Annotated in this window: 21 protein-coding genes and 1 riboswitch; of the genes, 5 read left to right on the plus strand and 16 right to left on the minus strand. The window is 67.8% G+C overall.

Annotation, left to right across the window (positions count from 1 at the left end; genetic code table 11):
• Nucleotides 1-5 precede the first annotated feature (5 nt).
• From AB0C30_RS13105 to AB0C30_RS13125, 5 genes are all read right to left on the minus strand, one after another.
• Complete coding sequence (locus tag AB0C30_RS13105; protein WP_357942807.1) at nt 6-554, minus strand: MerR family transcriptional regulator; 549 nt, start codon at nt 552-554, stop codon at nt 6-8.
• Nucleotides 555-564: 10 nt separating this feature from the next.
• Nucleotides 565-1,437: an SDR family NAD(P)-dependent oxidoreductase gene (locus tag AB0C30_RS13110; RefSeq protein WP_357942809.1), complete on the minus strand. Its 873-nt coding sequence runs from the start codon at nt 1,435-1,437 to the stop codon at nt 565-567.
• Between the two features lie 78 nt (nt 1,438-1,515).
• The gene (locus AB0C30_RS13115) at nt 1,516-1,773 is read right to left on the minus strand and encodes a Txe/YoeB family addiction module toxin (RefSeq protein ID WP_357942811.1); all 258 of its coding nucleotides are present in this window, start codon (nt 1,771-1,773) and stop codon (nt 1,516-1,518) included.
• Nucleotides 1,774-2,007: 234 nt separating this feature from the next.
• Nucleotides 2,008-2,607, minus strand: coding sequence for a transposase (locus AB0C30_RS13120; RefSeq protein WP_357943108.1), 600 nt, complete (start codon nt 2,605-2,607; stop codon nt 2,008-2,010).
• Nucleotides 2,608-2,683: 76 nt separating this feature from the next.
• Nucleotides 2,684-3,592, minus strand: coding sequence for an SDR family NAD(P)-dependent oxidoreductase (locus tag AB0C30_RS13125; protein ID WP_357942813.1), 909 nt, complete (start codon nt 3,590-3,592; stop codon nt 2,684-2,686).
• An 87-nt stretch (nt 3,593-3,679) separates the two neighbouring features.
• Between AB0C30_RS13125 and AB0C30_RS13130 the strand changes: the two genes are divergently transcribed.
• Nucleotides 3,680-4,516, plus strand: a complete 837-nt coding sequence (locus tag AB0C30_RS13130; RefSeq protein ID WP_357942815.1) for a helix-turn-helix transcriptional regulator — start codon at nt 3,680-3,682, stop codon at nt 4,514-4,516.
• 316 nt (nt 4,517-4,832) lie between these two features.
• Here AB0C30_RS13130 and AB0C30_RS13135 read toward each other — a convergent pair whose 3' ends face one another.
• From AB0C30_RS13135 to AB0C30_RS13170, 8 genes are all read right to left on the minus strand, one after another.
• On the minus strand, nt 4,833-5,033 hold the full coding sequence (locus AB0C30_RS13135; RefSeq protein ID WP_357942817.1) for a hypothetical protein: 201 nt from the start codon (nt 5,031-5,033) through the stop codon (nt 4,833-4,835).
• 45 nt (nt 5,034-5,078) lie between these two features.
• A complete protein-coding gene (locus AB0C30_RS13140) occupies nt 5,079-6,455 on the minus strand; it encodes an L-serine ammonia-lyase (protein ID WP_357942818.1) in 1,377 nt (458 codons plus the stop codon).
• Nucleotides 6,456-6,507: 52 nt separating this feature from the next.
• A complete protein-coding gene (gene gcvH / locus AB0C30_RS13145) occupies nt 6,508-6,897 on the minus strand; it encodes a glycine cleavage system protein GcvH (RefSeq protein ID WP_357942820.1) in 390 nt (129 codons plus the stop codon).
• Nucleotides 6,894-7,979: a glycine cleavage system aminomethyltransferase GcvT gene (gene gcvT / locus AB0C30_RS13150; protein ID WP_357942822.1), complete on the minus strand. Its 1,086-nt coding sequence runs from the start codon at nt 7,977-7,979 to the stop codon at nt 6,894-6,896. Before gcvT ends, gcvH begins: the two co-directional genes overlap by 4 nt.
• A 130-nt stretch (nt 7,980-8,109) precedes the next feature.
• A riboswitch (glycine riboswitch) is annotated at nt 8,110-8,207 on the minus strand.
• A 92-nt stretch (nt 8,208-8,299) separates the two neighbouring features.
• Nucleotides 8,300-8,989, minus strand: a complete 690-nt coding sequence (locus tag AB0C30_RS13155) for a gamma-glutamyl-gamma-aminobutyrate hydrolase family protein (RefSeq protein ID WP_357942824.1) — start codon at nt 8,987-8,989, stop codon at nt 8,300-8,302.
• 38 nt (nt 8,990-9,027) lie between these two features.
• The gene (locus tag AB0C30_RS13160; RefSeq protein ID WP_357942825.1) at nt 9,028-9,792 is read right to left on the minus strand and encodes a 3-oxoacyl-ACP reductase; all 765 of its coding nucleotides are present in this window, start codon (nt 9,790-9,792) and stop codon (nt 9,028-9,030) included.
• Nucleotides 9,793-9,797: 5 nt separating this feature from the next.
• A complete protein-coding gene (locus AB0C30_RS13165) occupies nt 9,798-11,141 on the minus strand; it encodes an aldehyde dehydrogenase family protein (RefSeq protein ID WP_357942827.1) in 1,344 nt (447 codons plus the stop codon).
• A 5-nt stretch (nt 11,142-11,146) separates the two neighbouring features.
• Nucleotides 11,147-12,523 carry a glutamine synthetase family protein gene (locus tag AB0C30_RS13170; protein WP_357942829.1) on the minus strand — a complete coding sequence of 459 codons (1,377 nt, stop codon included), beginning with the start codon at nt 12,521-12,523 and terminating at the stop codon, nt 11,147-11,149.
• Between the two features lie 108 nt (nt 12,524-12,631).
• Between AB0C30_RS13170 and AB0C30_RS13175 the strand changes: the two genes are divergently transcribed.
• Nucleotides 12,632-13,336: an FCD domain-containing protein gene (locus tag AB0C30_RS13175; RefSeq protein WP_357943110.1), complete on the plus strand. Its 705-nt coding sequence runs from the start codon at nt 12,632-12,634 to the stop codon at nt 13,334-13,336.
• A 64-nt stretch (nt 13,337-13,400) separates the two neighbouring features.
• Nucleotides 13,401-14,156 (plus strand): hypothetical protein, encoded by a 756-nt coding sequence (locus tag AB0C30_RS13180; RefSeq protein ID WP_357942831.1) that lies wholly within the window; start codon nt 13,401-13,403, stop codon nt 14,154-14,156.
• Here the strand turns inward: AB0C30_RS13180 and AB0C30_RS13185 are convergent.
• A complete protein-coding gene (locus AB0C30_RS13185) occupies nt 14,153-14,341 on the minus strand; it encodes a hypothetical protein (RefSeq protein ID WP_357942834.1) in 189 nt (62 codons plus the stop codon). The two genes, AB0C30_RS13180 and AB0C30_RS13185, sit on opposite strands and share 4 nt — an antisense overlap.
• Before the next feature lie 397 nt (nt 14,342-14,738).
• Entirely contained in the window at nt 14,739-16,169 is a 1,431-nt protein-coding gene (locus AB0C30_RS13190) for a WD40 repeat domain-containing protein (RefSeq protein WP_357942836.1), read from the minus strand.
• A gap of 544 nt (nt 16,170-16,713) precedes the next feature.
• Here AB0C30_RS13190 and AB0C30_RS13195 point away from each other — a divergent pair.
• A complete protein-coding gene (locus AB0C30_RS13195) occupies nt 16,714-16,932 on the plus strand; it encodes a DUF4232 domain-containing protein (protein ID WP_357943112.1) in 219 nt (72 codons plus the stop codon).
• A complete protein-coding gene (locus AB0C30_RS13200) occupies nt 16,929-17,078 on the plus strand; it encodes a hypothetical protein (protein WP_357942839.1) in 150 nt (49 codons plus the stop codon). Before AB0C30_RS13195 ends, AB0C30_RS13200 begins: the two co-directional genes overlap by 4 nt.
• A 46-nt stretch (nt 17,079-17,124) precedes the next feature.
• Here AB0C30_RS13200 and AB0C30_RS13205 read toward each other — a convergent pair whose 3' ends face one another.
• Nucleotides 17,125-18,339: an FAD-dependent monooxygenase gene (locus AB0C30_RS13205; protein WP_357942841.1), complete on the minus strand. Its 1,215-nt coding sequence runs from the start codon at nt 18,337-18,339 to the stop codon at nt 17,125-17,127.
• Nucleotides 18,340-18,406: the final 67 nt, after the last annotated feature.

An 18,406-nucleotide genomic window follows, 5' to 3' on the forward strand; every position in this document is an offset into this window, starting at 1 on the left:
CGGCGTCAGTCCGCCGGTAGCGTCCGTCGCGGCGGCTCGTGCGGCAGCGCGGTGCGGTCCGCGCCGGCGATGGCGTCGAGGGCGTGGACGTCCGGCCCGGTCGAGCCCCCATACGTGGCGATCTTGTACTCGACCGCCGTGAGGGAGAGGGTCAGCTCACGGATCCGGCGGCGGATGGTGTCGCGATGCTCGATCAGCAGGTCGAGCCGCTCGGGTGTGGTGTGCTGCCCGGCGTCGACGAGCGAGATGTAGTGCTGCAGGTCGCGCATCGGCATGCCGGACAGCCGCATCCGGGTGAGGAACACCAGGCGCCGCACCGCCTGGGCGTCGTAGACGCGATGACCGTTGCCGTCGCGGGCCACCTCGACCAGCCCGGCCCGCTCGTAGTAGCGCAGCGTGTGGGGCGAGATGTCGAGCAGGTCGGCGAGCTCGGCGATCGTCATCGACTCGGGTACGTCGGCCAGGTCGGTGAGGCGGTGGATCGCCTCGACCGACAGCGGGCCGTCGTCCCCGAGCGTTTCGAGCGCCCTGGTCATCAGTTCGTCGGTGGCCATGACAACCAGCTTAAATCGGTCGTACCGCCGCCGGGACACCCTCGAAGTCGGCGCTGCGGGAGGTCTCGGCCCACCGCTCGACCTCGTCCAGGCCGCGCCGGTACGCACCCGAGATGCGCTCGACCGCCTCGCGCCCGAGCGGCAGCCGCAGCGGCACCTCGTCACTGTGCGCGAGGGACACGATGATCTCGGCCGCCCGCGCCGGGTCGCCCTCCTGGAGGCCGTCGGCCCCGGCCATGTCCGCCCGGACGTTGGCGAGCAGCTCCCGGTAGGTCTCGGACTCCTCGACGAACTCCAGCACGTCGTTGGCGTGGAAGTCGGTCCTGAACCGGCTGGGCTCGACGATCATCACCCGGATCCCGAGCGGTGCGACCTCCCCGGCCAGGGCCTCGGACCAGCCTTCGAGGGCGAACTTCGACGCGGAGTACGCCGACACGCCGGGGAAGGACATCCGCCCACCCTGGCTGCTCATCTGCACGATCGTGCCGGTGCCCCGCGCGTGCATCGCGGGCAGCGCCGCGCGGACGAGCGCGGCCGGGCCGAACAGGTGCAGGTCCATCAGCTCACGCAGCTGCGCGTCGCCGATCTCCTCGACCGCGCCGACCATGCCCCGGCCCGCGTTGTTGACGAGCACGTCGAGCTGTCCGAAGTGGTCGAGGGTGTCCCGTACGAGGTCCGCGGCGGCGGTGGTGTCCCGGACGTCGAACGTGGCGATCAGGCAGGCGTCCGGGTAGGCGGCCTTCAGGTTGGCCACGCTCTCGGGCCGGCGTACCGCCGCCACCACGTGGTCGCCCGCCGCGAGCGCCGCCTCCGCGAGTGCGCGCCCGAGCCCGCGGGACGCGCCGGTGATGATCCAGGTCTGTGTCTGTGTCTGTGTCGTCATGTCGGCGACGCTATGGCTTTGAGCGCGCTCGAACGCAAACTCGCTTCCAGACGCGCGGTCCGCACGGGAATCGGCTTTCTACTCGTAGCGGTAGCGGGCCTGCAGGACGACGATCTCGTCGTCCATGGGCAGGTACACCAGGCGGTGCTCCTCGGTGATGCGCCGCGACCATGCGCCAGCGAGCGCGTACTTGAGCGGCTCAGGCTTCCCGATCCCCTCGAAGGGGTCGCGCGACGCGTCCTCGATGAGCCGCTTGATCCGCTTGAGGAGCTGCCGGTCGGCAGTCTGCCAATGGACGTAGTCCGCCCAGCCCTGGCTGGTGAAGGCGACCTTCACCGGGGAGCCTCGTCGTCCAGTAGCTCGTAGCGCTCGTGGCGTCCAGTGACCGCCTCCTGGTACGACTCGATCAGCCGACGGGCGTTGGCGGGGGAACGTAGCAGGTAGGCCGCCTCGCGAGGTCTCCTGGTACTTGTCCAGTATGTCCGCTCCGGTCTGGCGCATCGTCTTGATTGGCCTTGTCCATTCATGTGGTCGGTACACCCCGCCGATCGCCGTCTGTTGTGGGGCTCTTCACAGCCGAGGGTGTAGTTGCGGTCTGAAGCCGCCGGTTTCGAGCAGGGATCTGGCGATGTAGTTGGTGAGGTTGCGGAATCCGAGGGCGGAGCCGCGGAGGTGTTCGAGTCGGCCGTTGATCGCTTCGGTCGGGCCGTTGCCGCGGATGGGCGTCAGGTCGGTGATCACGGTCACGTACTTGTCGCCGCGGCGGGTGTGGCGCCACACATGTTCGTCCACCCCGATTACCGTGACGCCGTCGAACCGGCCGGGATCATCGATCAGCACCCGCTTGCCCTCGGCCAGGGCAGCATCGTTGGCGGTGTTCCATGCGACTCCGAGGCCCTCGGCGACACGGGCGACAGTGAGGTGCTGGACGAGGGTCGTGGGGCGCCAGCCCAACGGCTCGTGCGCCAACCGCCGGGTCACGGTGTCACGTGGCGTCCCTTCGCATCCGCAGCGCCGGCACCACTGGTCAGGCTCGACCACCCGACACGCCAGCACCGCGCGATCCGGTTCGAGCCGCTGCCCGATGACTTCGAGGCCGAGCACGTCGAGCCGGCAGAAGGTGGTCAGGTCAGGGCAGCCGAAGCTTCGGTCAGGGGCAGCGTCAGGCACGGCGAGTAGTCGCGTCCGGGCCCGCCGCCGAAGGTCGCTCACGTGTGCTTCCACTGGGCGTTGGGCCTTTGCGAGGCTAACCTTGATGACCGGCATCTGGCGCTTCGTCCCTGTCGTTGCCGGCGGGCATGCCGACAAGGCGTGCGCTCTCGCGCCACAAGGCTTCGATGCGGACAGGATCGGTTGTGTGCGAAGCGGTGCTGGTAGCCGTGCGATCCACGAAGAACGAGCCGGTGACTCCCTCGACCGCGGGGTCCGTCGCAAGCCAGAGCGGGGTCTGGGCGCCAGCCTCGCTGGCGGGCGTAAACAGGTTCAGCGTCGAGCCGAAGAGCTTCAGCGCGCCCCGATCGTGCCGGCTTAGGCCGGTTCCCTTGATGATGCCCGGGTGGGCTCCGTTGATGGTCGTGGAGGTGCCGGCGAGGCGCTGGGCCATCGCATAGACGAACATCGTGTTCATGTTCTTGGTCCGGGCATAGGCTACGAACGGCCGGAAGCTGGGCGGCCAGCCGAGTCCCCGTCGAGTCTCGGTATTCAGGTCATCCAGGTCGACCGGCACCCGCGCGAGCGCGCGCGGCGATGCGCCCACGACGATGAATCGCCGCGCAGCTTCTGGCAGGTTCGCTGCGAGCAGGCGCAGCAGGAGGTACGGCGCCAGGTGGTTCACCGCAAGGGTTCGGTGCAGGCCAGCAGGCGTGCGGTCGTCCAGCGGTGCGATCACCGCGGCGTTGCTGACCACCACACTCGGTTGGCGCGGGATCAGTCGCTGGGCCAACGCGCGCACCTCGGCCAGGTCGGCAAAATCGACCGGGTCGATCTCGATGCTCGCCCCGGGGACGGAGTGTGCGACCCGCTCCGACGCCCAGCTCAGGCGCTCCAGGCTGCGCGCGACCATGATGACCGTGGCGCCCGCATCAGCGAGACCGACCGCGATCTGCTCGCCGATGCCTCCGCTTGCCCCGGTGATTACTGCGACTGGGTTCGACATGCCACCAGCGTCCGTGCAACGACCTGGGTCGTTCCAGGTACTACCAGTACCACCCGGTGATCATGCTGCGGGTGCGACAGTGAGGACATGAGTCCCGAACTGTCCCGTGCGTTGCGCTCCTGGCGCGAGCGGGTGACACCGGCCGAGGTCGGAATACCCGACGTTGGGCTTCGGCGGACGCCCGGGCTGCGCCGAGAGGAGCTGGCATCACTCGCTGGGATCTCGGTCGACTACCTCGTCCGGCTCGAGCAGGGACGCGCGCGACACCCCTCACCGCAGGTACTGGGGGCGTTGGCCCGGGCACTGAGGTTGTCCGCTGCGGAACATGACCTGCTCTGGCGCGCGGCCGGCGCACAGACGCCGGCGTCCGGATGCGTCCCGCAGCACGTCGGGCCGGGTGTCGCACGAATCATGGACAGTCTTGCCCACACACCAGTGGCCGTGTTCACCGCGAGCTGGGACCTGGTCGTGGCAAACGCGCTGTGGGTCTCCTTGTTCGAACTAAGCGAGCGGCTACCGACCCGAGAACGGAACTTGGTCTGGCGCCACTTCCGAGACCTGCCGAACCACGTGGTCCACACCAAGGAGGAACACCAGCAGTTCGGACGACAGCTCACTGCCGACCTTCGGCGTGCCACCGCCGTGTACCCGAACGACCGCACCCTCGCCGAGCTGGTCCGAGACCTCCGAGAGAGCAGTCTTGAGTTCGCTGAGCAGTACGACACCTTCGCTCTTACCCCGCGCAGATCACAGCCCAAGACGATCGACAGCCCCGCGGTCGGCCTCGTCACGCTGGACTGCGACGTGCTCACGACACTGGACTCGGACCTCCGAGTAATGGTGTACAGCACTCGACCGGGAACCGACGCCGCCAGCAAGCTCGACCTGCTCCGCGTCGTTGGATCGGCACAGTTCGGGAGCTGACTACACCCTCAACTGCGAAGAGCCTGTTGTGGGCGCCTCATGCGGCCATGGATCACACAGGCAATCAGAGATTTGGACGGACCACTTGAATAGTGATCACTTCCGCACCTTCGTGCAAGGTAACCGTGTACCAGATGGTTACATCGTCGCGGACGAGATTCAGCTCGTAGGCGTCTGGGACGCCGTCCATGGGTCGGCGAGCGTAGGTCGTGGCTCGTCCAGGAGGGTGAAAATGGCGAGCTGAACGGGTCTCCGCAGCACTTCTGGCAGGGCCTCGATCTGTTCCCACGCACGCTCAGGGAAGGCGATACGCCGGTCAGCCACTGACGCCCCACTCGGCGGCCAGCTCGTCGCGCGTGAACGTTCGCAGCCGGCCTGGGTTGGCGGCGTTGTCCATGATGGCTAGCAAGGCCTGCTGGCGTCCCAGCTCTCGGCGCAGCCGCCTGACCTCGGCCTTGAGCGCCTCATATTCGTCACGAGGGACGGTGATGACCTCGTCGCGGTGATGTGCCGTCATGCTCTCACGCTACCTGCTCTCTGCGACGTTCTCAGGTGCCGAATGTCAGCACTCGATCACGTTGACGGCCAGGCCCCCGCGCGAGGTCTCCTTGTACTTGTCGAGCATGTCCTTGCCGGTGTCGCGCATCGTCTTGATGGCCTTGTCCAGGGCGACGAAGTGCCGGCCGTCGCCGCGCAGGGCGATGCGGGCCGCGGCGATGGCCTTGATGGAGGCCACGGCGTTGCGCTCGATGCACGGGATCTGGACCAGACCGCCGATCGGGTCGCAGGTCAGGCCCAGGTTGTGCTCGATGCCGATCTCCGCCGCGTTCTCCACCTGCTCGGGCGTGCCGCCCAGGACCTCTGTGAGGCCCGCGGCGGCCATGGAGCAGGCCGAGCCGACCTCGCCCTGGCAGCCGACCTCGGCGCCCGAGATCGAGGCGTTCTCCTTGAACAGGACGCCGATCGCCGCCGCGGTGAGGAAGAAGCGGACGATGCCGTCGTCGTCGGCGTGCGGGATGAAGCGGGAGTAGTAGGTCAGAACGGCGGGGATGATGCCCGCGGCGCCGTTCGTGGGAGCGGTGACGATGCGGCCGCCCGCGGCGTTCTCCTCGTTGACCGCCAGCGCGAACAGCGACACCCAGTCCATGGCGTGCAGCGGGTCGGTCTTCGGCGACTCGGTCTGCAGGCGGCGGTGGAGGCGGTTCGCGCGGCGCTTGACCTTGAGACCGCCCGGCAGCACGCCCTCCTTGGCGATGCCGCGTTCGACGCACTCGCACATGACCTGCCACAGGTGCAGGATCCGCGCGCGGATCTCGGCGGCGGAGCGGCCGAACGCCTGCTCGTTCTCCAGCATCAGCGCGGAGATGGACAGACCCGTGTTGGAGCAGTGCTTGAGCAGCTCGTCCCCGGTCGTGAAGGGGTAGGGCAGAACGGTGTCGTCAGGCTTGATGCGGTCGGCGCCGGTGGCCTGCTCGTCCACCACGAAGCCGCCGCCGACCGAGAAGTAGACCTTCTCGCGCAGCTTCTCGCCCGATGCGGAGAAGGCGGTGAAGCGCATGCCGTTCGGGTGCTCGGGCAGGGAGATCTTGCGCTCGAAGACGAGGTCCTCGCCCACGACGAAGGGGATCTCGTGCGTGCCGTAGAGCCGGACCGTGCCGGACTCGCGCATCGCGGCCAGGCGCGCGTCGATGGAGTCCACGTCGACGAGTTCGGGCTTCTCGCCCGACAGCCCCAGCAGGACGGCCTTGTCGCTGCCGTGGCCCTTGCCGGTCAGGCCGAGCGAGCCGTACAGGATCGCCTCGACGCGGGCCGTACGCGCGAGCAGGTCGTCGTCGTGCAGACCGCGCGCGAACTTGTGCGCGGCGGCCATGGGACCGCCGGTGTGCGAGCTCGACGGGCCGATGCCGATCTTGAACAGGTCGAAGACGCTGATCGCCATTGATGGGCGCCCTTCAGAAGGGCCGGGGTCCGGCAGGACCCCGGCGGGTGGGTCAGGACTCGCCTGAGGTGAGCGCCGAATACTCCTCGGCGGTGAGCAGGTCCTCGGGGTCGCCTTCCACGCGCACGCGGAACATCCAGCCGTCGCCGTAGGAGTCGCTGTTGGCCAGCGACGGATCGTCCACGACGGCCTGGTTGACCTCGACGATCTCGCCGCCGACGGGGGTGTAGATCTCGCTCACCGACTTGGTCGACTCGACCTCACCCACGGAGTCGCCCGCCTCGACGGTCGAGCCGACCTCCGGAAGCTGCACGAAGACGACATCACCCAGCGCCTCGGCCGCGTAGGCCGTGATGCCGATGGTCACGGTGATGCCGTCGTCGAGCCCGGCCACCCACTCGTGCTCCTTGGTGTAGCTCAGGTCGTCTGGGATGTTGCTCACTTGTTCCTCCTGTAAAAGGGCAGCTCAATGAGGTCCATAGGTTCATGGCTGCCCCGGATGTCCACGGCCAGACCTGCGTCGGCCCCATTGTCGACGTAGGCCATGGCGATGGGCTTACCCAGGGTCTGGGAGGGTGCCCCGCTGGTGACCTCGCCGACGACGGCGCCGTCCTTGGTCACCGGGTATCCGTGGCGCGGCACCCGGCGACCCCGCGCGACCAGTCCGACGAGCCGGCGCCGCGGCGGCGTGTCCTTGACCGCCTCCAGCGCCGACCTGCCGACGAAGTCGCCCGGCTTGTCGAATTTCACCACTCTGCCCAGCCCCGCGTCGAACGGGGTCAGCTCGACGCCGAGCTCGTTGCCGTACAGCGGCATGCCCGCTTCGAGCCTGAGCGTGTCACGGCTGGACAGACCCGCCGCCCGCAGCCCGTACGGCCGGCCGGCCTCGGTCAGCGCGTGCCAGAGCGGGACGGCGTCCTGGTTGGCCACGAACAGCTCGAACCCGTCCTCACCCGTGTAGCCGGTGCGCGCGATGAGCGCCTGCCGCCCGTCGACCAGACCGGGCAGGCCCGCGTAGTACTTCAGCCCGGCGAGGTCGGCGTCGGTGAGCGTGGCGAGGATCTCCTGCGCGCGCGGCCCCTGCACGGCGATCAGCGCGTACTGCTCCGAGCGATCCTCGACCACCGCGTTGTACGACTTGGCGCGATTTTTCAGCTCTTCCCCGACTTTTTCATAGTTGGAGGCGTTAGCCACCACCATGAACTCCTCGTCCCCGAGCCGGTAGACGATCAGGTCGTCCAGCACCCCGCCATGCTCGTTCACGATCATGGTGTAGCGGGCCCGGCCGGGCGCGAGCGCCGACAGGTGTCCCACCAGCGCGTAGTCGAGTGCCTGACCCGCCTGAGGCCCGGTCACGAAGATCTCGCCCATGTGGGAGAGATCGAACAGCCCGGCCGCCTGGCGCACGGCGTTGTGCTCGGCGGACTCGCTGCCGTAGCGGAGCGGCATCAGCCACCCGGCGAAATCGGTCAATGTCGCGCCGAGGCTCTCGTGGACCTCTCGGAGCGGTGTAGGACGTGACATATGCGCACCTCAGGGCAGGATCGGATGCCAGACATCCTCCCCCTCTGTCATGGGTGCCTGAGAGCTTCGCCCGTAATTTGCCGGACTTTCACCTTCGGCGAGGCCGCCAGGCCTGCTTTCCAGAGGACACCTCGTCCGTGCGGTCCTTTGCCTTGAGAGGTTCGCGGGGAGGGCTTGCTCCTTCAGGGGACCTGGCCGGATGCCAGGACGCTCTCCCGCACGGTTTCGACGGTGATGTCCGCAAGCCTAGTGCTGTTATGGGGGAGTTGTCGCGTGCGGATCTGGCCGCTTGGGGCCAAAAGGGCTGTACCGGGGGCGGCTCAGCAGGCGGCGACGAGCGCCTCGAACAGCGCGCAGTCCTTCGCCGCCTCCGGATGCCACTGCACGGCCATGGCGAACGTCCGGGAGTCCAGCTCCACCGCCTCGATCGTGCCGTCGTCGGCCACGGCGGACACGGTCAGGCCGGGCGCGAGCCGGTCGATGGCCTGGTGGTGGTAGTGCGGCACGGCCACCGGCTCGGCCCCGAGCGCCTTGCCGACGAGAGTCCCCGCGACGGGCCGGACGGGCAGGTGGCCGAACTCGCCGGGGGCGGGGGAGTGCCCGGTGTGTCCCACCACATCGGGCAGATGCTGGTGCAGGGTCCCGCCGAGCGCGACGTTGAGCACCTGCATGCCCCGACATATCCCGAGATAGGGCAGGTCGGCCTCAAGAGCCGCCTCGATCACCGCGAACTCCGCCGTGTCCCGAAATTTCCGGATGTAGCCGGTCTGGTCGTGTGGCTCCTGGCCGTACCGCTCGGGCGAGACATCACCACCACCGGCCAGGATCAACCCGTCCAACCGCGCCACCAGCCGGGCGGGCGACCCGGCGGGCGGCAGGATCACCGGCTGCCCGCCGGCCCGGACCACGTGCTCCACGTACATGTACGGCAGCAGGGCGACCGGCAGCTCCCACACGGTGTAGCGGGCAGGCTCGACATAGGACGTGATCCCGATGACGGGTCGCTCCACAACTTCCCTTCCTAAAGTTCCCTTCCTAAAGGTCCTTCCTAAAGAGGCGTGACGTACGCGCCCGAGATGCCGCCGTCGACGAGGAACTCCGAGCCCGTGATGAAGGAGGCGTCGTCGCTGGCCAGGAACGCCACCGCCGCCGCGATCTCCGACGCCTCGGCGAAGCGCCCCACCGGCACGTGCACCAGGCGCCGCGCGGCCCGCTCCGGGTCCTTCGCGAACAGCTCCTTCAGCAGCGGCGTGTTGACCGGCCCCGGGCACAGCGCGTTCACCCGGATCCCCTCGCGCGCGAACTGGACGCCGAGCTCGCGCGACATCGCGAGCACCCCGCCCTTCGAGGCCGTGTACGAGATCTGCGACGTCGCCGACCCCATCACCGCCACGAACGACGCGGTGTTGATGATCGAGCCCTTGCCCTGCCGTTGCATGTACGGGATCGCGTGCTTGCAGCACAGGTAGACGCTCGTCAGGTTCACCTCCTGCACCCGCCGCCACGCCTCGATGCCGGTCTCCAGGATCGAGTCGTCCTCGGGCGGCGAGATGCCCGCGTTGTTGAAGGCGATGTCGACGGAGCCATAGGTGTCGTACGCCGTCCGGAACATCCGGACGACGTCGTCCTCGCTGGTCACATCGACCTTGACGAAGAGCCCGCCCACCTCGGAGGCGGCCTTGGTGCCCGCCTCCTCGTCGACGTCGGCGCAGACCACCTTGGCGCCCTCTTCGGCGAACCGCCGCGCGGTGGCCAGGCCGATGCCGCCGCCCGCGCCGGTGATCACGGCGACGCGGTTGTGCAAACGCTGCATGTGTGTCACTCCGTTGAGATGAAGACGTTCTTGGTCTCGGTGAACGCCATGAGGGCGTCCGGGCCCAGCTCCCGGCCGAGGCCGGACTCCTTGAAGCCGCCGAACGGCGTCCAGTGGCGGACCGAGGAGTGCGAGTTCACCGACAGCGCGCCCGCCTCCACGGCCCGCGCGACGCGCAGCGCCCGGCCGACGTCGCGGGTCCAGATGGAGCCGCTCAGGCCGTACGGCGTGTCGTTGGCGATCCGCACCGCCTCCGCCTCGTCCGCGAACGGCACCACCGACACCACCGGCCCGAAGATCTCCTCGGTGAACGCCCGGTCGGTGAGCGCCGGCGTCAGGACCGTCGGCGGGAACCAGAACCCCTTGCCCTGCGGACAGTCGCCCTGCCAGTACGACGGGCCGTCGATAAAGCCGCGCACCCGTTCCAGATGTTCGGCGCTAATCAGGGGGCCCATCTCGGTGCTCTCGTCGAGCGGGTCGCCGACCCTGACATTCTGTACGGCCGGCAGCAGCAGCTCCAGGAACGCGTCGTAGACCTCCGCCTGCACCAGGATCCTGGATCGGGCGCAGCAGTCCTGCCCAGAGTTATCGAAGACGGCATACGGCGCCGTTTTCGCCGCTTTTTCCAGATCCGAGTCCGCAAACACGATATTTGCGGATTTGCCGCCTAGTTCGAGGGTTATCCGCTTTACCTGGGTTGCTGCCTTGGCGGCGATCTCCTTGCCCACCTCGGTCGAGCCGGTGAACACGATCTTGGCCACCTGCGGATGCTCGACCAGGCGGGCCCCCGCGACCTCCCCTGCCCCAGGCAGCACCTGGAGCACCCCCTCGGGGAGGCCCGCGGCGAGGGCCAGCTCGGCCAGCCTCAGCGCGGTCAGCGGGGTCCATTCGGCGGGCTTGACGATCACCGTGTTGCCCGCGGCCAGGGCCGGGGCGACGCCCCAGCTCATGATGAGCATCGGGAAGTTCCAGGGCACGATCACGCCCACCACGCCCAGCGGCTCCTGGAAGGTGATGTCCACGCCACCGGGCACCGGGATCTGCTTGCCGTGGTTGCGCTCGGGGGCGCCGGCGTAGAAGTGCAGCACGTCGCGTACCGCGCCCGCCTCCCAGCGGGCGTTGCCGATCGGGTGGCCGGAGTTCGTGAGCTCCAGCAGGGCCAGCTCCTCCCGGTGCTCGTCCACCAGGTCGGCGAAGCGGCGCAGCAGCCGCGCCCGGTCGCCGGGCGACACGTCGCGCCAACCCTGGTAGGCCCGCCTGGCACGCTCCACGGCCCGGTCGACCTCGGCCGCGTCGGCCAGCTCCACGTCGGCGAGGATTTCCTCCGTCGCCGGATTGATGATCTGCATCGTGCTCACATCCGCTCGAAACCCCGGAACAGCTCCCAGTCCGTGACAGCCGCGTCGAAGGCGGCCAGCTCGATCCGGGCGTTGTTCGCATAGTGCGCCACCACGTCGTCGCCGAACGTCTCCCGCGCCAGCTTCGACCCCTCGAACAGCGCCAGCGCGTCCCGCAACGTGTGGGGCACGGTCTCGGCGCCGGAGTCGTAGGCATTGCCCCCGAACGCGTCCTCCAGCGGCAGCTCCTCGTCGATGCCGCGCAGCCCGGCCGCGATCAGCGCCGACACCGCGAGGTAGGGGTTCACGTCACCGCCCGGCACCCGGTTCTCGATGCGCAGCGATTCCCCGTGGCCGACGAGCCGGAGCGAGCAGGTGCGGTTGTCCACGCCCCACTTGACGGCCGTGGGGGCGAAGCTGCCGGGGACGTAGCGCTTGTAGGAGTTGATGTTCGGGGCGTAGAAGAGGGTGAGCTCGCGCATGTGGGCCAGCTGCCCGGCGATGAAGCGGGCGCCGAGCTCGGACAGCCCGTGGGGGCCGTCGCCCGCCATCACCGGGTCGCCGTCCACGCTCCGCAACGAGATGTGGATGTGGCAGGAGTTGCCCTCGCGCTGGTTCGGCTTGGCCATGAAGGTGATCGACTTGCCCTCCTGAGCCGCGATCTCCTTGGCGCCGTTCTTGTAGATGGAATGGTTGTCGCAGGTCTTCAGCGCCTCGTCGTAGCGGAAGGCGATCTCGTGCTGGCCCAGGTTGCACTCGCCCTTGGCGGACTCGACGTACAGCCCAGCTCCCTCCATGTCCCGCCTTATCCGGCGAAGGAGGGGTTCGATGCGGGCCGTACCGAGGAGGGAGTAGTCGACGTTGTAGAGGTTCGCGGGGGACATGTCGCGGTACGCGCGCTTCCACGCGTCCTCGTAGCTGTCCTCGTACACGATGAACTCCAGCTCGGTGCCCACGAAGGCGGCCAGGCCGCGGTCGGCGAGCCGGGCGAGCTGCGCGCGCAGGATCTGCCGCGGCGAGGCGGTCACGTCGTCGCCGTTCTCCCAGGTCAGGTCCGCCATGAGCATGACGGTGCCCTCCTGCCACGGAACCCACCGCAACGTGGAAATGTCGGGCTTCATCACGAAATCGCCGTAGCCGCGCTCCCACGACGACATCGCGTAGCCGTCGACCGTGTTCATGTCCACGTCCACGGCGAGCAGGTAGTTGCAGCCTTCGGAGCCGTGCCCCAGCACCTCGTTCAGGAAATAGCGCGCCGACAGCCGCTTGCCCTGCAACCTGCCCTGCATGTCGGCGATGGCGAGCAGCACGGTGTCGACCCGTCCGGCGGCCACCTCGTCACGCAACTCGTCGACGGACAGCGCTCCGGGCTGTGGAAGACCTCGCTCGCTCACAGAAGTTCGCTCGCTTTCCCGCTAATTGGGCTACTCTTAGACCATTGATGTGCATATGGGGATCGCTTGTCAAGACCTGAGGACACGTTGGACGACTCGGCGCGGTTGATGACGGTGTTACGGCCGGTCAGGGCAGGAAACGCCTTCGAGGAGACGGTAGAACGGCTGCTCCAGGCGATCAAGCTCGGCGTGGTCGCGCCGGGCCGGAAACTGCCCCCGGAGCGTGAACTGGCCGTTCAGCTCGGCATCAGCCGGGTGACGCTGCGCGAGGCGATCCGGGCGCTCCAAGATGCCGGTTACCTCGACGTACGGCGCGGCCGGTACGGCGGCGCGTTCGTCACCTACGCCCCGCCCCCGCCGGAGAGCGGCGACCTGCGCAGGGTCGTGGCCGACATGGGCACGGCCGACCTCACCGACGCGCTGACCTTCCGCATGGCGGTCGAATGCGGCGCGGCGGCGGTGCTGGCGGCGGCCACGCTGACCGACGACCAGCGCTCCCTCCTGCGCGGCCGGCTCGCGGCACTCAACAAGGCGGGCATCGGGGACTACCGGCGGCTGGACACGGCCTTCCACCTCTCGATCGCCGAGCTGACCGGCTCCGCCCTGCTCGCCACCGCCTGCGCCGACGCGCGCCTGCGGGTCAGTGACCTCCTCAACGCCATCCCGATGCTCCAGGTGAACCTCGACCACTCCGCCCGCCAGCACGAGGCGATCGTGGCGGCCATTCTGGCGGGCGACCCGGAAGGGGCCCGCCGAGCAGTGGCGGAGCACCTGGAGGGCACGGCGGCGCTGCTGCGCGCGTTCCTGTCTTGAGTCCGTTTCCCGGTCCAAATGGTCAAGGGATGACGATTGGCCTCGTAGCATCGTTTTCAAGGTCATGGGGAACTGGTTCGAGCTGAGCATTGTCGACACGGGACGGCTGCCGCTGTTCTGTTTCTTCGTCGCGCTCATCGGGGCCTTCGTGGCCACCCGCGTCAACGTGCGGCTGATCAGGGCGAAGGTCGGCTGGTTCCGCAACGTCAACGTGGGCGAGATGCACATCCACCACGTGGTGTTCGGGGTCGTGCTCATGCTGGTCGGCGGGGTCAGCGGGCTGATCGTGTCCTCGGCGTCGCAGGTGGCCTACGCCGCGGCGGCCGCCGTCTTCGGGATCGGATCGGCGCTGGTGCTGGACGAGTTCGCGCTGATCCTGCACCTGCACGACGTGTACTGGGAGGAAGAGGGCCGCACCTCGGTCGACGCGGTGTTCATCGCGGTCGCGATGACGGGGCTGCTGCTCACCGGGCTCCGGCCGCTGTCGTTCGACTACGGGACCCCGGTCAACCCGGGTGCGCTGCTCGTGGCGAACATGGTGCTCGCCGTGATCACCCTGTTGAAGGGCAAGATCTGGACCGGGATAGTGGGTCTGTTCGTGCCCGTACTGCTGCTGGTGGGCGCGGTGCGGCTGGCCAGACCCGGGTCTCCGTGGGCCCACCTGTTCTACCAGAAGCGGCGCCCGCGGAGGCTGGCCACGGCCGCGCACCGGGAGGAACGGTGGCGCCGGCCGGTGATCAGGGCCAAGATCGCGGTCCAGGAGTTCGTCTCGGGGCGGCACGACCTGCCCTCCACCCGGCGCGGACGTCGGCAGCTCTAGCCCGCGCTGTGGAGGGGTTCGTTCCAGTCGATGTGGTGTTCGTAGATCCACCGGCTGGGGTCGTTGCCGGTGCGGGCCATCTGTTTCATGGCCAGGCTCATGATCAGGTCGTGCGGCACCCGGGCGACGGGACCGAGCGTCTTCCAGCCGCCGGTGCGATTGCCCTGCGCTACGACGCGTTCCACGCGCTCGCGCCGTAGCGAGCCGCAAACCCCCAGCCAGTGGGAACCGTGGCTCAAGGTAACCCGCACCGCGATCCGCAAACACGCGATCACCGCTGATGCGGGCAACGGCAAGCCGGACAAACCCGCCGCCTCACGCCTGATCCACACCCACTGCCACCGTCGGCCGACCGCCGACACCGGCCAGCACTTCTGGCAGCCCGCGAGCCCACGGAGCTTGCTTGAGCCGGTTGCTCGGAAACGGGCATGGCCGGTGCTGAGGCCCGCTGCAGCAATGCAGCGGGCCCAGCGGCGACGGCGGTCGGCAACTTCCCGAAGGGCACAACAGGCTCAACTACCGCAAGCTGGCCTTTACCGGCTCATTCATCTCCCGATTCTGCCGCTTTACTGAGCGACAGGCTCACTTCCCTGACCTGCCGCCAAGAGGACATATGGCAAACGGCCTCTTGCCCAGTACGTCGGGAGGTGACTCGGTACTTACGGACTCCCAAAAACCCGGCACGGGCGGAAGGGGTGGAGACTCTCTACAAGCGTCCTCCATGAAACCCTTGCGCAGGTTGGGCAGTAGCCACGAATAGGCACCTCCCGTTCTCGTCCCCACGGCTAATGTTCTTCCGTCCTTGCTCATGGCCACCTGCCAGCTCTCGGACTCGGGCGTTCTGAGCGTTGCCAAGCTGACCGGGCGGTAGCCGTCCTTCAGTCCCCACACGATAACTGGGTCAGAAGTCGCCGGACCGCCTGGCTCATCATGCACTGTGAAAGCAATAGATCCGTCATAGGAGATTGCCACCGGAGTCGCCCGTTCGGGGATAATAGACAAATCACCCAGATGAGTTGGCGACTGCGGATTGGTCGTATCCCACACTCCTCGTCCGATTATCGCCCTCTTGCCATCTGCGCTAAGCGCGCCACTGCTCCATTGGCGCACCTCCGGCTCGAGAGTCGCGCTTTTGAGCTCCGCAATCTTGGTGGGCCGGCTCGGATCAGTCATGGACCAGAAAATTGCAGAATCATCGCTGACAGTAAGCAGCGTTTTACCATCTGATGTCCCGGATAAAATACGAACTCCAGACGCATGTTCATGCCTGCGCGCCAGCTGCCTTGGCTTCCGTCCGGCACCCAGATTCCAGATCTCAATGGAACCGTCCTCGAACCCTGCGAACAGGGTCGTGCCGTCAGCGGTCAACGACAACTCGAGAAGCTGTTCGCGGTAGTCACCTTTACGCACGGGCGTCCTGGACGGCCTATCAGGATCGCCCAGATCCCACACATCGATGCCGCCGCTCACGTCTTCGCCTGTTACCGCCCTCCGCCCATCCGAGGACAGGGCTATCGGCCCAGACCCAGCACCAAGGGTGCCCGTTCTGGTGGCCTGAAGATTCTCTCTGCCTGACTCAGGACCCTTTCCCTGGAGGTGCCAAATTCCGTAGCCCTCCTGGGCGTCAGAGATAAGCGCCGTTCTGCCGTCGGCAGCCAACGCGACATCGACAATGGTCGCACTGCCCGGAAATAGGCCACGACGCTCTATGGCGAGCGTATCCGCAAGTGCAGATTTAGTGTAATCATCCGAGTGGATCCCCACGGCAACGTAGCCTAATAGCTTTGCGGCATACCAATCGTGATCGCGTTGTTTGACGCCGTCGAGGGCAATCGCCCGTGCTTGAGAGACCAGCAAATCTTGCTGGTGCACATATATGGGCACGGCCGCCACCAGCGCAACACATACCAAACCGATGACGACGCGAAGCCACAGCGAGCGGCCTCGCCCTTCCCATGGAGATGGTTCGTTGCCAGTACTTGGACTCGACGGGTGTTCGCTGAAAGTCTCCATCAGATCAAAGCTATCTCCCTAAGGGGCTTCATGAGAGACTGCGCGAATACCAGCGAGCCGGCTGTCGTTCGCCGCTTGTGCTGATCCAGTGACAGTCGGGGAGGATTCCCATGTCAGCGGCGGCGGAGTGTTCAGCCCTTTCGTGGCCGGCTCGTCCACCACCTCGCGCGGTGTCTCTAGCGGAAGCGAACCCTTGGGCCGCTTGCTATCGTCACGAGTCTTGCCCTCGCCCTGCGGCTGAGTGGCGGCCGGGCCGACGAGGTGCGGCAGTTTTTCCGCGGACCCGGAATCCTGGACTGGAACACCACTGACGGAGCCTGAAGATGGAGAACCGGGGAATCTGACAGAGAGGGCATCGCCAAGGTGGTCGGCGTCGAACGGCAACGATCGCCATCCCACCCGGCGGTTCTTTCCTCGGCGGTCCGGCAAGATGGGGTCGATGACCGTCATGTCCGCCGTCCGGGCGTTCTCCCTTTTTGCGCTCTTCCTCGCCGGCTGCGGCGTAGACGGGCCAGGCGCCGCGCCGGTCGGCCCGCACCACACCATGACTGCACCGCGGCCGACGTCGTGGTCCCCTCCCCCCACGCCGTCCTGCCCCGGCTCGGGGACGTCATTGACCGCCGAGGAGCCGAACGCCGCCATGGGGCTCCGCGTCCAGACCGTGACCCTCACCAACTGCGGCAACAAGATACGCAGCGTCTACGGCTACCCCCGCGTCCGCCTCTTGGACAAGGCCGACGCGAGGCCCAGGCCGACGCCATGAGCGATGACCGCGTTCTTGAACCCGGCGTCGGTCCACGCTTTGGTCACGCTGGGGTTGTCGGCTGCGACGACGCCGCACGTGACGTCGCGTTCGCCATGCTCGCCGGCTATGCGGCGGCCACCGAGACGGGGGTGCGGCAGCCCTGAAGCGCCGACCTGCCCACCGATCCTCGGTAAGAAGTGGTCGAGACGCTCAACGGGCTTCGGAGGGCACCTCTTGGAGTGGTTTGTCCCAGTCGATGTGGTGTTCGTAGATCCAGCGGCTCGGGTCGTTGCCGGTGCGGGCCATCTGTTTCATGGCCAGGCTCATGATCAGGTCACGCGGCACCCGGGCGACGGGACCGAGCGTCTTCCAGCCGCCGGTGCGATTGCCCTGCGCGACGACGCGTTCCACGCGCTCGCGCCGTAGCCGTTCGTAGGCGGCGAACGCGGCGGCGATGTCCGGGCTGTCCCGCAGGCACTTGGCCAGCACGACGGTGTCCTCGATGGCCATGGCCGCGCCCTGCCCGATCGAGGGGGCGGTCGCGTGGGCCGCGTCGCCGATGATGACCATCCGGTCGTCGTGCCACTTCGGTACGGTCGGCACGTCGTAGGTGCTCCAGCCCGCGAAGATCTCGCCGGTCGCCGCGATGATGTCCGCGGCGGGCCCGCGATCGTGCCGGAACAGGTCGATCAGCCGGGACCGCCACTGTTCGGGGGTGATCGCGGCCAGTTCTGCGGGGGTGGGCTCGGCGGCCTGGGCCGGATTCGCCGCCCACCACACCTCGCCGCTCGGATGCGTCGTGTGGGTGAAGAAGCAGCGCTTGCCGAAGATCGCGTTCATCGTGCCCGGCTCGCAGCCGGTGGAGACGCCGCGGGCGTAGCCGCCCGTGTTGAGCAGCCCGCCGTAGCGCGCGTCCGGCGCGTGCGGGTCGATGATCTCGCGGGTACGTGACCGCAGGCCGTCCGCGCCGATGAGCAGGTCGCCGCGGACCGAGGTGCCGTCGGCGAACCTCGCCAGCACCCCGTCGCCGGTGCTCTCGGCGTCGACGAGCCGCTTGCCGTACTCGATGTGTACGCCGGACCGGACGACCCGTTCGCGGAAGGCGCGGTAGAGGTCGGCCCGCTTGACGGTCCGGCTGACCATGCCGTCCAGCAGGGTGGTGCCGTACGGCAGCTCGCCGAGCCGCCTTCCGGAGCCGTTGGTGAACACGATGAGCGGCGTGTCGAAGCCGACGTCGCCGAGGTCGAAGTCGAGGGCGCGCAAGGCGTCGAGCGCGTTCACCGCGAGCGTCAGGAAGGCGCCTGTGTGGTCCGCGGTCCGGTCGTACGCCTCATAGACGACCGGCGTGATCCCCACCTTGCGCAGGGCGACCGCGCATAACGAGCCCGCTATCCCACCGCCGATGATCAATGCTGTGTATGTCATACACTGAGTGTATGGCATACACTTGGCGGGAGCGCAAGCGTGCGGCCCAGCTCGTCGGCGTCGGCGT

This window comes from Nonomuraea sp. NPDC048901, from assembly GCF_040649695.1.
Lineage (GTDB): Bacteria > Actinomycetota > Actinomycetes > Streptosporangiales > Streptosporangiaceae > Nonomuraea.

What these genes read in the sequence shown, in the direction of transcription:
- AB0C30_RS13180 (WP_357942831.1), top strand. Translation starts at nt 13,401, where the DNA reads ATGGGGAACTGGTTCGAGCTGAGCATTGTCGACACGGGACGGCTGCCG.
- AB0C30_RS13165 (WP_357942827.1), bottom strand. Translation starts at nt 11,141, where the DNA reads ATGCAGATCATCAATCCGGCGACGGAGGAAATCCTCGCCGACGTGGAG.
- AB0C30_RS13135 (WP_357942817.1), bottom strand. Translation starts at nt 5,033, where the DNA reads ATGACGGCACATCACCGCGACGAGGTCATCACCGTCCCTCGTGACGAA.
- AB0C30_RS13140 (WP_357942818.1), bottom strand. Translation starts at nt 6,455, where the DNA reads ATGGCGATCAGCGTCTTCGACCTGTTCAAGATCGGCATCGGCCCGTCG.
- AB0C30_RS13195 (WP_357943112.1), top strand. Translation starts at nt 16,714, where the DNA reads ATGACTGCACCGCGGCCGACGTCGTGGTCCCCTCCCCCCACGCCGTCC.
- AB0C30_RS13175 (WP_357943110.1), top strand. Translation starts at nt 12,632, where the DNA reads ATGACGGTGTTACGGCCGGTCAGGGCAGGAAACGCCTTCGAGGAGACG.
- gcvT (WP_357942822.1), bottom strand. Translation starts at nt 7,979, where the DNA reads ATGTCACGTCCTACACCGCTCCGAGAGGTCCACGAGAGCCTCGGCGCG.
- AB0C30_RS13200 (WP_357942839.1), top strand. Translation starts at nt 16,929, where the DNA reads ATGAGCGATGACCGCGTTCTTGAACCCGGCGTCGGTCCACGCTTTGGT.
- AB0C30_RS13190 (WP_357942836.1), bottom strand. Translation starts at nt 16,169, where the DNA reads ATGGAGACTTTCAGCGAACACCCGTCGAGTCCAAGTACTGGCAACGAA.
- AB0C30_RS13130 (WP_357942815.1), top strand. Translation starts at nt 3,680, where the DNA reads ATGAGTCCCGAACTGTCCCGTGCGTTGCGCTCCTGGCGCGAGCGGGTG.
- AB0C30_RS13110 (WP_357942809.1), bottom strand. Translation starts at nt 1,437, where the DNA reads ATGACGACACAGACACAGACACAGACCTGGATCATCACCGGCGCGTCC.
- AB0C30_RS13205 (WP_357942841.1), bottom strand. Translation starts at nt 18,339, where the DNA reads ATGACATACACAGCATTGATCATCGGCGGTGGGATAGCGGGCTCGTTA.
- AB0C30_RS13160 (WP_357942825.1), bottom strand. Translation starts at nt 9,792, where the DNA reads ATGCAGCGTTTGCACAACCGCGTCGCCGTGATCACCGGCGCGGGCGGC.
- AB0C30_RS13125 (WP_357942813.1), bottom strand. Translation starts at nt 3,592, where the DNA reads ATGTCGAACCCAGTCGCAGTAATCACCGGGGCAAGCGGAGGCATCGGC.
- AB0C30_RS13105 (WP_357942807.1), bottom strand. Translation starts at nt 554, where the DNA reads ATGGCCACCGACGAACTGATGACCAGGGCGCTCGAAACGCTCGGGGAC.